A 13094-nucleotide genomic window follows, 5' to 3' on the forward strand; every position below is an offset into this window, starting at 1 on the left:
TTCTATTAAGAAGCCAACGGTTGAATTTGCTCAATGATTTTATCTTTAATTTTTGAATTTCTAAGTGTGTTGTCATTTTTATCAATAGCTTTATCCAATGCACTTGTCGTACCTACACATACAACTGTTTGCTTGGCTCTTGTCCATGCAGTATAAACCAAGTTTTTATTCAGCATAATTTCTTGTGAAGCATGGATTGGCATAATCACAATCGGAAACTCACTTCCTTGTGATTTATGAATCGTCATGACATACGCCAATTCTAACTCTTCTACGCTCAATGCATCATAAGTTATCGTTTTATCGTCAAAATCAACTTCTACAATTTGGTCTCCATCTGCATTTAGACCAATGTATTTCACATAACCCACTTCTCCATTGAAGACTTCCAACTCATAGTTGTTGGTTGTCTGAATGACCTTATCGCCTTCACGCAATAAAGAAATTTCATCTAATTTCATTTCTCTTTTATGAGCGGTAGGTGGATTGTATTTTTGTTGCATCAAACGGTTTAGTTGCCAAACACCTAAATCCCCTTTTCTCATAGGAGAAAGAATCTGAATATCTTGGAGTTTATAGCCATGATTTTTAATGAAACTTTCTACACTCTCTAAAATCCCTTGTTGAGCTTTGATTTTATCGCTTCTTCTAACAAAATAAAAGTCCTTTTTCTCTACGTCAAAGGTTAATCCGTCTTCATCCCCTGTTTTTACGCCATTGATAATCTTATGAGAGTTCATGACAATTTGGGACTCTCTTGCTTGACGGAAAATCTCATTTAATACAGTAGTAGGAATTTTATTAGAGTTAATCAAATCACGAAGAATCAAACCAGGTCCCACACTTGGTAATTGTTCATAATCACCAACAAACAGGATTCTTACATCTTCATCAATAGATTCCAACAGTTTGTAGAATACGAAAGCGTCAATCATAGAAGATTCATCAATGATAACAAAATCCCCTTCTATCACACTTGTTTCGTTTTCTTTCTCAAAGCTATTTAATCCAATGGTACGGTGAATAGTCATGGCATCCATACCTGTTAGTTCAGTCATTCGTTTACTTGCTTTTCCTGTCGGAGCACAAAGATGAATGACAGCAGTTGGTTTAACGGATTTGATACATTGGATAATGGTATTAATGGTTTGCGTTTTACCAGTACCAGGACCACCAGTTAGGATACTCATACCATTCCTTAATGCCATATAAACCGCTTCTTTTTGCCTTTGGGCTAATGTAATTCCTTTTGTCGCCTGATACTCTTCAATAAACGTATCAATTTGTGAAGTCAATGCAATAGGTGTTTTTGGTTCTTCAATCAACTTCTTCAAATGACGAACAATTTGGTTTTCAGTAATATGATAGGATTTCATATAGATACATTCAGTACCATTTTTTTCTTTTTCAATCGCAATTTTTTCTTCATCTTTCAAGAATTTTAGAGCTTCATTCACTCTGTCTGGTGAAATCACTTCCACATTCTTCTCTGCTTTAAAAGCACCGTAATCCAATAAGAACTTCTGAATACGTTCATTCAGGTATTGCTTTTCTGTATATAAATTCCCACGATTCTTGGTGTTCAACTCTAAAAACTGCAGGATTCCATACTTTACTCGTTCTACATGAGAAAATGGGACTCTTTCTGCTCTTCCAAATCTATCTGCTTCTGCAAATCCGATTTTAGGAATGGTACACAAGACATATGGGTTTTCTTTTATTCTCATAATAGCTGATTCACCGAACGCTTCATATATACGGATGGCAGTATTATAAGAAGCTCCTTGGCTCAATACATACATAGCAATTTCTTCAAAGCGTTTATGAACGATTAGCTTTTCATGAATGGCTTTAGCCCTTTTCTCACCCATTCCTTGAACCTTTAAAAGATTTTTCCAATCTTTTTCGATAATGGAAATGGTTTGGATTCCAAATGTCTTTACAATCTTTTCTGCTGTTTTTGCTCCGATACCTTTGGCACAACGCTTTAAAAACTCCTGAATCCCTTTTTCCGTTTGAGGGACAACACGTTTAGCTTGTTCCAATACAAAATTGTATCCAAATACATTGTTACTTTTCCAGCTACCGACTCCTTCAAATTCGTCTTCTACTAATATGGAAGGAAAATTTCCGATAATGACGATTTCTGATGTAGGTAAATATGTGGAAGGATAATCAATGAATTTCGCTTGGAGTATCGTATATCCGTTTGCTTCATTGCGGTGTCTAATCTTAACGACTTCAAACCGTACTGGAATATTCATTCCTTCCTTTGGAATCATTTTTTCACTTCCTATTCTGCTATTTTCAATGTTGTTTGTGAATGGATAACGACTGGTGTTTGACAAGATACTTCTATCTTCATGTATTCCTGATTATCTTTCATAACAGGCACAAGACTCATTTCTAAAATGTCATTTTCTGTTTCTTCTCTGGAAGATTCAATCATCATGACAAATTCAAGAATATCTTTAGAAGTAATTTTCGTAGGTCTAACCAGCTTTCTCAAAGATGAAATGGTTCTTTCTTCATTAGAGCTAATCGCTTTGTCTTCATCTAAACGAATAGCGGTTTCCATATATATAGGAAGCGTTAGGTTTTCAAATTCTACTTGAACGACTTCTGTTTGTGTTTCTGCATCATATTTCAAATAGATATTCGTTTCAAACTTAAACGTACCCCCGAAGTTTGATTTGTATTTGTTGAAAATTTTAAATCCTCTTTTATCTTTATCTTTACGGAAACTATTTAGGTTCAAAATCTTTAATGGTCGATACATTCTCCCAATCATTTTTTCTTTCTCCTCCTATAATGCCAATCTGTTTTGGTTTGTATAACTATCATAGCAAATAATCAGGAAAACGTCAATTTTTTTTTACAAAATCATAAATGTGTACATTTTATAGGCAAAAATCATAGAACATAGTCAAACCAAAATGCTATTTGTCCATAGTCAATACGAGAGTATAATGAAATCAACGCTGGTCAACTAAGATATTAAAAAGTACCTGATATTTGAAAGGAGGTTCATTTATTGAGCAAAACAGTATTGATTATCGATGATGCTTATTTTATGAGGAACTTGTTAAAGAAAGCTCTAAAAGAAGCAGGATATGAAGTCGTAGGAGAAGCTAAAAATGGTAAAGAAGGTATCAAATTTTATTTTGAATTAAAACCTGATATTGTCACGATGGATATTAATATGCCTGACATTTCTGGTATCGAAGCAACGAAGCAAATTTTATCGAAAGACCCTAACGCTAAGATTATTGCTGTAACTGGTAATAATGATGACGAAATCAAACGTCAAATTTTAGAAGCAGGAGTCTTGGAATATCTTCAAAAACCTTTCCAACCAGCTTTTCTATGGAGTAAGTTAGAGAAGATGTTAGAAGAACCCGAAACGGTTGAATTAGAAGCGGAAACGGTTGTAGAAGAAATCGAAATTGCTCCATCTTCCCCTGTCATTGCAATGGAAGCAGATGAAGATAATTTTGATAACTTTGAAATTGAAATCATGGACAAGCCTGACGAAAGTAAGAGCATGACGTTTGTGATTGAAAATGAAGAAGATTCTATTGAGTTTCCAGAGGAATATAAGGAGCTTGTGGAAGGAGAACAAGAGGAATTTGGTCTGACAAAAGAAAAAGTCGAAGAAGATGATTCCCTTATTGAATTAGAGGACAATCAAACTCTTGTCGAATTTGAACCAGATGAAACCCTCATTGAGTTTGAAACAGATGAACAACCTACTCCTGTAGTGAAAGAACCTATCAGTAGACGACCAGTGGTTGAGCAACCTGTTCCAATAGCACCTGTTCCACCAAGAAAACCTGAACCAAGACCAGTGGCGACACCAAACCCACCACAAAAACGTGAAGAGGTACAATCTTCAGCTTCTAATCCTGTTCAGAAAGAAACATTGATTTCTACTGTTGAAATTACGAAGTCTAAAAAGACTGATAGAAAAATAGAAGAAATCAATATTCGCCCACAAGGAACGTATAGTTCCAATGGAAGAGAAGTAAATATTCGCCCACCAAGAGGCAGAGTTCTTCGTTCCGAACATGATAATTATGATGAAACAGATGTAGAAGAACCAATTTTGAATGTTTCAGATAAAGACAACTATAATGATAAAAATGATGGCTTGTTTGGAATGGTCAAAAAATTATTTAAAAAGTAAAAAACATTAAAAGGAGGAAATAAAATATTATGACTAAATTTACAGCATATGAAAAAGCAATGAATAGCAAGGAAATTCTTAAAGGTTTGGTGAAAGTGGTTCAACACAACGCTGAACTTGATACAGACGTATTGGTTCTTGACCTTGATGGTGTGAAAGGTATCATCATTCGTGACGAAGTAGACCTTGAAGTAGAGTGGAAGTCTCTTGTTGGTTTCTTAGGTCGTGAAGTAAGTTTCGTAGTAAAAGAGATTGATAGAGATACTGGTGTAGTTATCTGCTCTCGTAAAGACGCACAAGAAATCTTAAAACAAGAAGTAGTTGAGCGTCTACGTGAAGGTGAAGTATTCAACGCACAGGTTATCAATGTATTGAAATACGGAGCATATGTAGAAATTGACGGAGTAACTGGTTTGCTTAAAAACGTAGACTTCGCTGATGACTACACAACTGTTGGTGAAGTATTAAAAGTTGGGGATACTGTCAATGTTAAATTGAAAAAAGTATCTTCTAATGACCGCCTAATTTTTGAAGCTATCGAAAAATACAAAAACCCAACAATCATGAGCTTCGATATGTTTGAGCGTGACCAAGTAGTTCTTGGTGTCGTTCGTAACGTAAAACCTTGGGGTGTATATGTTTGCATCGCACCAGGATTAGACGCACTTTGCCCTATCCCTGGAACTGGCGAATTAGAAGAAGGTATGAAAGTATCCTTCCGTATCACTCAAATCAAACCAGAAGACCAACGTGTAAGAGGAAAAATCGTAAGAATCCTCTAATCGTTTCATAAAAAGGCAGAAAGAAGCCCTTTCTGCCTATTTTTCAAAATAAGAAAGGAGCGTTAATTGATGTATTTAAAAGAACAGGACAAACCTACCGTTATTCCAGCAGATTTAAAACAAACTTTTGAAAATAAGTTTAATTTAAATATTGGTAAAAACGAAATCATCAAAATGAAAAACAACAATGTCATTACAGACAGAGATATTTTAATTGCCAAGTTCTTATTTCAATTTAAGTTTGCTACTGCAGACCAAATTTATAAACTTTTGGGAGAAGATAAAACAAAAGTAAATCTAAAAAACAGATTGGACAAACTGGTAAAATATCGTGTACTTAATAAGTTTATGCTTTCTGAATTTGAAGAGGAACAAGTAGCACCAGATGCTTACCAAGTCTACTGTTTAGATTTAGGTGGAAGATACCTACTTTCCCATTATTCTAATGAGGATACAACAGATTGGTACAGCACAGTGAATATGAAAACATCGGAAATTATCTCCAAAAACGTATTAGCCACTGAAATCTTCTTACGTGTAAGAGAAACTTCAAAAGATAAACTGCTTTACTTTAATGTAGAGCCTGAATTTAGAGTAGGAAAGAAAAATGTTGTTCCTTCCTTTGAAATGGCTATGAAGATAAATGGACAAAACAAGTATTTCATTGGTGAATGTGTTCGAGAGTTTGACTTCCCTGTAACTATGCGTGATAAGGCATTTAAATTAGAAAGCCTTGTAACCACAAATGCTTGGAAGAAATACTACTACGATGCTGACCAGCCTCCAATTCTATTTATTTTTGCTGATAGTGATTTAACTGCTTTAGAAGCAGGAAAGTTAATTACGGAAACATCTGAAATCAAGAACTTCCGCTTATCTACGGATGAACGGATTCAACGTGTTCTTTATGAAACAGGTGCGTTCTTACGTTATCTTCCTGAACAAGATGTCTTACAAGAAATCAAAGCAGTTACATTCAAACCAAATGAAGCATAATAAATAAAAAGAGGAGGTAGAAATGTGAGCACAACCATCCATGATTTTCTTCAAGAAAGAAGAATAGAAATGAAACTATCTATTCAACAACTTTCAAAAGAAAGTGGCATTTCTGCCTCTCATATTTCAAGAATGGAGAGAGGAGTTCGACACCCTTCTCCCCTAACTCTTGAGAAGTTAGCAATTCCACTTCATGTTGAGTATGTAACTCTATTAAAAGTTGCAAATCTTTTGGAAAGTCCACAAAGTAATTGTGTGGATTTAGAAAAGGTTTTATCAGAAGATATTTGCATTTATCAAGATAAACAGATTTCTGAAACTGTTAAACAAAAGATTATTGAACTATTACATCAATCATTGCAATAAGAAAGAGCTTAGATTTAATGTCTAAGCTCTTTTTCTTATTCTTATTCTTATCCAAACCATACTGTTTGATAAACAATTACATAAATTAAGCCTACTCCACCTAATAAGGCTGTACATACTGCTGAAATCATAATATCATTAATAATCTTTCTTCTTATTGTAGGGTGAGCACTTCCGATAGAGGCTAATTGGAACATATGAACCATAAAGACCAGCATGGAAGTTAAAGCACCCAATCCTGCTACACCAGCCACAATAACGCTGTATTCATTCATTAATGCCTTCCAAGCTGTAATAAAATCCTTTTGTTTGTTATCACTTGCAAAAGCTACCTCTGTATATAAAATCATTATCAATGCGAACATTGGAGTATATTTCCACATATATTCTGTCATTTTTTTTAGTGTTTTCATCTTCTTTTCCCTCCTCTTCTCATATTTATATTCATTCTCGTTTTTATCATTATAGTTTGGTTAAATGTAAATTATAAAAAGATATCATCGTATAAGACGACACCAGACTCTTTCTCGAACTATCTTCTATTTCTTTTCTTGTATATACGATTCATCTATATTATACTATATTGACAATAGTCAATGAAATGGTACACTAATTTGGAATGATTCATCTTATTTGCCATTAGAATATAAAGACTTTATTGATAAAAAAGGAAAGATTCTATCTTATATAAGAAGGGAAGTATATAAACATGACAAACATTCAAAATGTACTTAATCAAATAGGGAATTTATTTGTAATTGATGGAACAGATAGTAGTGGGAAACAAACCGTATCAGATGCCGTTTATTTAAAATTGATAGAAAATGGATACAAGGCATTAAAGCTAACCTATCCGAACTATGGCAGTGACACGTCTGCTCTTGTCAAAATGTATCTAAATGGAGATTTTGGCACTCATGCAGAAGATGTAAACCCTTATACTGCTTCTACGTTTTATGCAGTAGACCGAATTGGGTCATATCTAAAAGAATGGAAAGAAGCCTATGAAGACAAAGTGATTATCATTGCGGATAGATACACTTCTTCTAACGCTATTCACCAAGCCTCAAAAATCGAGAATAAAGAGGAACGCAAAATCTATTTAGATTGGCTTTGGGATTTAGAGTTCGTTAAAATGGGACTTCCCTCCCCTACTGAAACCATCTTTTTAAACATGCCAATTCAAAACAGTTTAAAGTTGATGGAAGAACGTGCAAATAAAATAACAGGTGAAAGTAAGAAAGACATTCATGAAGGAGACCAAAACTTTATGAGAAAATCTTACGAAAATGCTTGTTGGGTTGCAGAGTACATGAACTGGAAGACGGTTTATTCTGTAACAGAAGATAGTTTTAAGGACAAAGTAGAAAAGGGTCAACCAGGAGATTTAAGACCACTGAATGATATTATTCAAGAGGTTTATGACTTTGTTGTTAGTCGTGTAAATAAGTAAAAGGAAGAGGGATAATCCCCTCTTCTTTTTTTTGCGTATTAACATTTTGTTTTTTGTAAAAAATAATTGACAATATTTTTAAATCATTATATACTTAATTTAGTTCTTGAAAGGGGAGATTTGATAAATGAATACAGGTCAAAACGAAAAGGTGGTCAACCTATCAAGTGATGTATTATTTCAGGATAAGGCATTGGAGAGAGGCTTTGTTCAAAAAATAATCGCTAAAAAATGGTTGATTCTGCGAAGAGCTTTTTTCTTTACAGTCGGAATGGTTTTTTATTTAGTTTATTCTTCGCTCTAATCTTTTCCGAAACCTTTTCTCTATCTTTTTTAGAGGAAGGGTTTTTATATCTCTTTCGTATCTGAATGTATTTGATTTCAATTATTTGTTCATTACGATAAACAGACCTTTTACATATCTTTATATGTCTAATCTATCATTCAAATAGGTTATGAAGAAAAAATAATTTACACATTTTTAAACTTTTTGTAAAAAATACTTGACGAAATCATTTTGTTGTGATAGGTTTTAAGTATTAATTGTAAAAATAAAACAAACAACATTATCGAAATGTGTCGAATAATAATAAAATCAGAACGTACACAACGGAGGAGAAAAGACATGCTAAACAAAAAAACGATTCAATTGGTAGAAGCGGAAGTAAAACAAGTAGAAGATAAAGAGGTAAAAAAAGCCTACAATAAAGCGGTTGAGGCAGTTACAAAAGCGAAAGAATCTGGTATGTATCCAGAAGTAGAAACAGCAAGAGAATTACTTCATTTCTTACCAGCAGGAGACGCTAAGAAAGCTCTAATGGAAGAATTAAGAAGTATCCCTCGTAGAGAGAAAATAAAAAGTCTTGCCGAATTAAAGCAAAAAGGCTTGTGTATAATAGATGAAGATGAAACAACTGTGGAAAACCACATTATGACCATACTAAAGGAGAAAGGACTACTCGTTTCAGATTTAGCGAAGCTAACAGGTATTTCAAGACAGAACATCAATGCTGTTGTTAAGAACAAAATGAAACCTGGCGTAGACTTTGCACTAAAAGTAAGTCATGTTTTAGGTATCTCTGTTGAGGAACTATTTACTCTTACTGAAAGTGCTTGGGTTAAGCCTTACAAGCAAGAAAGAGACTCTACTCTTTATGTAGATGTTGTCAACCTGATGATTCTTGATAACACTGCCAAAAAAGAAGAGATAGCGGTAAATGGTTTTGAATATTTCAACCAAGATACAAAGCAATACATGACCAGAGATGAACATGCAGAACTCCTAAAAGAGCTTCTGAACAATCATACTCCAGCTAAAGTAGAGGAGCTAAAAGAAGAGGGTAGCGACCTTTCTACTGTAAAGTTGACTTCTCAAGCTAAAGAAGAACTTCGTAATGAGTTCAATGAGAAGTATATTAAGGTCTACAAAAAATTGGGTGAAAGAATTCAGCCATATGTTATCAATTCAAAAAAGGTGGTTAGTAAATCATGAAAACTCTGATGGCAAAGTTCAAGAACAAAGAGTTCGTTCAGAATTTGCTGGTTGAAATTATCGGAGACGTTCTTATGATTTCCTTGGGTTTAATCGCAGGGTATTACGTAAAAGTCTTCATCATCGGCTAATCCTGTAACGACAAGCAGTGGGACATCTCCTACTGCTTTTTGTTTTGCTTTTTTATTTTATTATCTATAAGTCCATTAGAGTTTGTTTCTATACAAGAATAGAGCAACCCTTTTAACAGGTTACTCTATCTATATAAAGTTATATCTTAGAGATTTATTTGTATGATATAAAAAATATTTATTAAGTTATTCTTTTTGAAAGTTTTATCCTGTTGTTATTCTTTCCTGTAGGTAATTAACAACATATGTGTTTCCTTACTATTTTTTTTCAATGAGAATATCATATAGTCGTAAAAAGGAAATCATAACCAACGCATAGGTATCCCCATACTTATGCTTTTTTATTTTAACTACTTAACCTTCTGGAATTTATATAATCGTCTGCAGAACCGTATATTAACATCAAGAGAATATTAAATCAGGAGGAATATATATGAATTTCAAAACACACGTTATAGGCGGTATAAGTACAGGAGTTATTGCAAATGAATTTTTAATTCAGCACACCTCTTCTGGTGATACAGCAACACAGATGCTAATGAGTTCCATTTTTGTAGCAGGGTCAGTGATTGGTTCTATCTTACCAGACATTGACCATAGAGGAAGCTATTTAGGAAGAAGAATGAGAATTGTCTCAACACCTCTTACTGTAGCTGGTGAAGTAACAAAGCAAGTGAAAAAAGTGACGAATACGGTAACTGGAAAGAAAGGCTCAACCAGCACCATCATCTCTCACAGAGGAATTACTCACACCCCTCTCCTACTCATGGGAGTTGTAGCATTCTTACTGTTTATCTCACGAACCTTTATGACAGGAATGGCAACAGATTTATTTAGTTACATGTCAATTGGATTAGGTTTTGGGATTGCCAGTCATATCTTTTTAGATTGCTTGACAAAAGGCGGTGCTCCTCTTCTCTACCCTTTAACAAGTAAGAAATTCAGTTTTCTACCTTTAACAACAGGGGGCTTCTTAGAAGGGGTCGTAGGCTTAGTTATCATAGTCGGAACATTATTGTTCTTAGGTAGCAGACATGTGTTTACGATACCTTTTATCTAAAAAAAATAACCAATTTTTTCTACGTTCAAAATAGAAAAGATTGGTCTTTTTTTCGTTGACTAAAAAAATAGCTCCCTATATAATTAGAAAGCTATTATTTTATCGTGATTATCCCTATTTTCATCTTTTTTCATGGCAGTGATAAAAGATAAAACAGGATTTGTTTTTTATGCACAGTAAAAACTTAGGGGGATTCACTATGCTATCATTTTACAACCAATTGATTTTATCAAACTCAATTATCTTGGCAGAGATAAAGAACTTGATGTTTTAAATTTTAATTAACTATCATCCGTTGTAACTTACCTTGTAAGTATATCTAATCATGATTCATCCTGTAAACACGAATAAGCGTACACGAATTTTTATTGACCTCATGATAATTTTGTGTTAAAGGAGTTTGACAAAATGGAAAACATGTATATGACTGTTATCAATGAACAACAAGAATTAGAATCTATTAATCTATCTGATGTTGAATTCATTGAAAGTGATAAAAGGAAAATTATTTTTTATATAGGATTAAAAAAATATTATCATTTGTCTACTAAAACAGAATTTGATGAACTGTTATTGAAGGAAGGTTTTGTCTCTTTAGATAGACCAAATCTTGTAAATTTACGAAAAATCCGTTCTTTTGACGAAAAATATGGTAAAGTATTCTTTGAAGAAAATCCTACACCTGACAGTATCTTTTGTACTGTTGCAAGAATAAAAATTCCTTTTGTAAAAAATCTACTGCAACGAATGGTTGCTTTTCAAAATGATAAGACATTAGAAATGAAACCAGATTTCAAAAGGAAAATACAACATTTGATTAAGGGGATATTTGAATAATATGCTAATCTATTTCCTAAAAACGCTCTTTGGTTCTTTAGAAGTTTTGGGAGTTTTATTAATTAGTACAGCTATTTTCCGTAGCACGTATGGTTTATTTCTAAAAGAGCTTCTATGGATTTCTGTTCTTGTTAGTATTGTTCAGACGATTGAATATGATATGATTCAATCCTATTTTGTTATTAACGAATTTACCGTTATTTTTATGATTTTTATTTTAAGTAAACTATTTTTAAAGGCTACCTGGTGGCACTCTATCTTGCTTTCACTTACTGGTTATATATCAGGTCTTTTTGTACAATCCATTTTTATTTTTATTCTTGATTCGTTTCAATTAATAGGAATGAAAGATGTAATCTATACACCATTTGCGACTTGTATTGTTCAAACAGTTGAATTTCTTATTCTTCTTCTAATTTCTAAAGGGATACGTAAAAGTCGATTCGGATTTATATTTGTGTACGACAGCATGAACTATCGTTCTAAATTAAAAATTCCTACAATTGCTATGTTTATATTTTTTGCTTCTTTAATTTGCCTTGAATTGGTTGCTATGTATTTTGCTACAAAAGATATTGTATATTGGAACTTTCTTCTTTCGTCTTTATTTGTTCTTTTACCACTTACATTTGGTTCTATCTATTTACGTTCAACAAAAGAACTTGAAGAATATCACGAAAAGTTATATATACCTGATTTATTTAAATAATTTTGCACAAAGAAAAAACAACGGTATTAAAAAGGATTTACTCCCTTTTGACCGTTGTTTTCTTTTTATCTGCAGATTCATTTCAGGGGGAAATGTTCATGCAAATCTTTTATCATTCAAGACAATAGAGGTTCATCTATAGAAAGTTGAATACTTGGCAGAGCATTCTTTTGGACTTGGCAGAGTCCTCTCTAATTTGATGAATAAGTACGTTCCTCTATAAAATCATCGAATGTCTTTTTCAACCAGGATTTTAAGTTTTCTTTTTCTTCTTCTAAATACATGGAAGCCTCAATCCCTTTTTCAAGAAACTCTCTTTGATGATAGGCTTTTTCTATATCTTTCTTAACTTCCATTTCTATAACTTTAGATTGAAGAAAATCCCTAATCCATACCAGTTTATCAGAATCATACTCTTGGCTATCTAAAGAAAGGACAGGATAATTTAAATAAAGCTCCCCTTCTTTTGAAGGAACATTGAAACATTTGTAGCCCACGCTAACACGATAACGAAACGCATTAAATCCAATAAAACTAAAAAATCTCATGTTATCTTCTAACATAATTTTATCAATACGACCTTTTTCGCAACAAACAAAACAAACTTTCTCCATAATAGCTCCTGTTCCTTCACAAATAAAACAAGGGACAGTGTAATCCGAAGGTTCAAAAATGATTTGACCGTCTTTTTCAATAAAGCTAATTTGGTCTCCGTTCTTCAAATCATAGTAATCGTAGATTTCTTTCGGAATGGTGATTTGTCTTTTTCCTGTTACGGTTGATTGTATGCGAAAATTTCTAAGCCTTTTATACATCTTGGTTTTTTGCAATATCACTGCTCCTTGAAAGTCCTTGATAGCCTGACTACTGTTCCAGTATAGTCGCCCTTGATAAGCAAGGTCAATGGAACTTCTTGGTATGTAGGGATTCTTTATCCTACAAGAAGGATACCACCTTCCCCTTTTAATCTACCCTTTTATCAATGCCTTACTCATGTTTTTTGTATAAAAATTTGATTGTGTAAAATATAATTTACTGTAAAACCTTTTTATGGTATAATACATTTATGTTTTTTAAACTAA

At 33.2% G+C, this 13094-nt stretch carries 15 protein-coding genes; 11 read left to right on the plus strand and 4 right to left on the minus strand.

Annotated elements, in window-relative coordinates:
- Positions 1 to 5: 5 nt before the first annotated feature.
- Together recD2 and CVD28_RS04655 are read right to left on the minus strand one after the other, a co-directional pair.
- Positions 6 to 2282, minus strand: a complete 2277-nt coding sequence (gene recD2 / locus CVD28_RS04650; protein WP_257985749.1) for an SF1B family DNA helicase RecD2 — start codon at positions 2280 to 2282, stop codon at positions 6 to 8.
- 11 nt (positions 2283 to 2293) lie between these two features.
- On the minus strand, positions 2294 to 2791 hold the full coding sequence (locus tag CVD28_RS04655) for a hypothetical protein (protein WP_101591185.1): 498 nt from the start codon (positions 2789 to 2791) through the stop codon (positions 2294 to 2296).
- 243 nt (positions 2792 to 3034) lie between these two features.
- Between CVD28_RS04655 and CVD28_RS04660 the strand changes: the two genes are divergently transcribed.
- From CVD28_RS04660 to CVD28_RS04675, 4 genes are all read left to right on the plus strand, one after another.
- Positions 3035 to 4186 carry a response regulator gene (locus CVD28_RS04660; protein ID WP_101591186.1) on the plus strand — a complete coding sequence of 384 codons (1152 nt, stop codon included), beginning with the start codon at positions 3035 to 3037 and terminating at the stop codon, positions 4184 to 4186.
- Between the two features lie 95 nt (positions 4187 to 4281).
- Positions 4282 to 4968 (plus strand): S1 RNA-binding domain-containing protein, encoded by a 687-nt coding sequence (locus tag CVD28_RS04665; protein ID WP_257985750.1) that lies wholly within the window; start codon positions 4282 to 4284, stop codon positions 4966 to 4968.
- Between the two features lie 69 nt (positions 4969 to 5037).
- Complete coding sequence (locus tag CVD28_RS04670) at positions 5038 to 5964, plus strand: hypothetical protein (protein ID WP_101591188.1); 927 nt, start codon at positions 5038 to 5040, stop codon at positions 5962 to 5964.
- A 24-nt stretch (positions 5965 to 5988) separates the two neighbouring features.
- On the plus strand, positions 5989 to 6330 hold the full coding sequence (locus tag CVD28_RS04675) for a helix-turn-helix domain-containing protein (RefSeq protein ID WP_101591189.1): 342 nt from the start codon (positions 5989 to 5991) through the stop codon (positions 6328 to 6330).
- A 47-nt stretch (positions 6331 to 6377) separates the two neighbouring features.
- On the opposite strand, the gene CVD28_RS04680 is transcribed toward CVD28_RS04675, so the two are convergent.
- A complete protein-coding gene (locus CVD28_RS04680; RefSeq protein WP_101591190.1) occupies positions 6378 to 6743 on the minus strand; it encodes a hypothetical protein in 366 nt (121 codons plus the stop codon).
- A 296-nt stretch (positions 6744 to 7039) separates the two neighbouring features.
- Here CVD28_RS04680 and CVD28_RS04685 point away from each other — a divergent pair, with 296 nt between their 5' ends.
- The 7 genes from CVD28_RS04685 (at position 7040) to CVD28_RS04705 (ending at position 12012) form a co-directional block, all read left to right on the plus strand.
- Positions 7040 to 7783 carry a dTMP kinase gene (locus tag CVD28_RS04685; RefSeq protein ID WP_101591191.1) on the plus strand — a complete coding sequence of 248 codons (744 nt, stop codon included), beginning with the start codon at positions 7040 to 7042 and terminating at the stop codon, positions 7781 to 7783.
- Positions 7784 to 7910: 127 nt separating this feature from the next.
- Positions 7911 to 8087, plus strand: a complete 177-nt coding sequence (locus CVD28_RS27880) for a hypothetical protein (protein ID WP_180953934.1) — start codon at positions 7911 to 7913, stop codon at positions 8085 to 8087.
- Positions 8088 to 8408: 321 nt separating this feature from the next.
- The gene (locus CVD28_RS04690; RefSeq protein ID WP_180953936.1) at positions 8409 to 9275 is read left to right on the plus strand and encodes a helix-turn-helix transcriptional regulator; all 867 of its coding nucleotides are present in this window, start codon (positions 8409 to 8411) and stop codon (positions 9273 to 9275) included.
- Positions 9272 to 9406, plus strand: a complete 135-nt coding sequence (locus tag CVD28_RS28560) for a hypothetical protein (protein ID WP_257985751.1) — start codon at positions 9272 to 9274, stop codon at positions 9404 to 9406. The genes CVD28_RS04690 and CVD28_RS28560 overlap by 4 nt, the downstream gene beginning before the upstream one ends.
- A gap of 433 nt (positions 9407 to 9839) precedes the next feature.
- The gene (locus tag CVD28_RS04695) at positions 9840 to 10466 is read left to right on the plus strand and encodes a metal-dependent hydrolase (RefSeq protein WP_101591193.1); all 627 of its coding nucleotides are present in this window, start codon (positions 9840 to 9842) and stop codon (positions 10464 to 10466) included.
- A 408-nt stretch (positions 10467 to 10874) separates the two neighbouring features.
- Positions 10875 to 11303 carry a LytTR family transcriptional regulator DNA-binding domain-containing protein gene (locus tag CVD28_RS04700; RefSeq protein ID WP_101591194.1) on the plus strand — a complete coding sequence of 143 codons (429 nt, stop codon included), beginning with the start codon at positions 10875 to 10877 and terminating at the stop codon, positions 11301 to 11303.
- Entirely contained in the window at positions 11296 to 12012 is a 717-nt protein-coding gene (locus CVD28_RS04705; RefSeq protein ID WP_142384727.1) for a hypothetical protein, read from the plus strand. The genes CVD28_RS04700 and CVD28_RS04705 overlap by 8 nt, the downstream gene beginning before the upstream one ends.
- A 191-nt stretch (positions 12013 to 12203) precedes the next feature.
- Here the strand turns inward: CVD28_RS04705 and CVD28_RS04710 are convergent, their stop codons facing one another.
- Entirely contained in the window at positions 12204 to 12842 is a 639-nt protein-coding gene (locus CVD28_RS04710; protein ID WP_101591196.1) for an AbrB/MazE/SpoVT family DNA-binding domain-containing protein, read from the minus strand.
- Positions 12843 to 13094 lie beyond the last annotated feature (252 nt).

Origin of the sequence: Bacillus sp. M6-12 (assembly GCF_002860285.1) — a bacterium.
Classification (GTDB): Bacteria; Bacillota; Bacilli; order Bacillales; family DSM-1321; genus Peribacillus.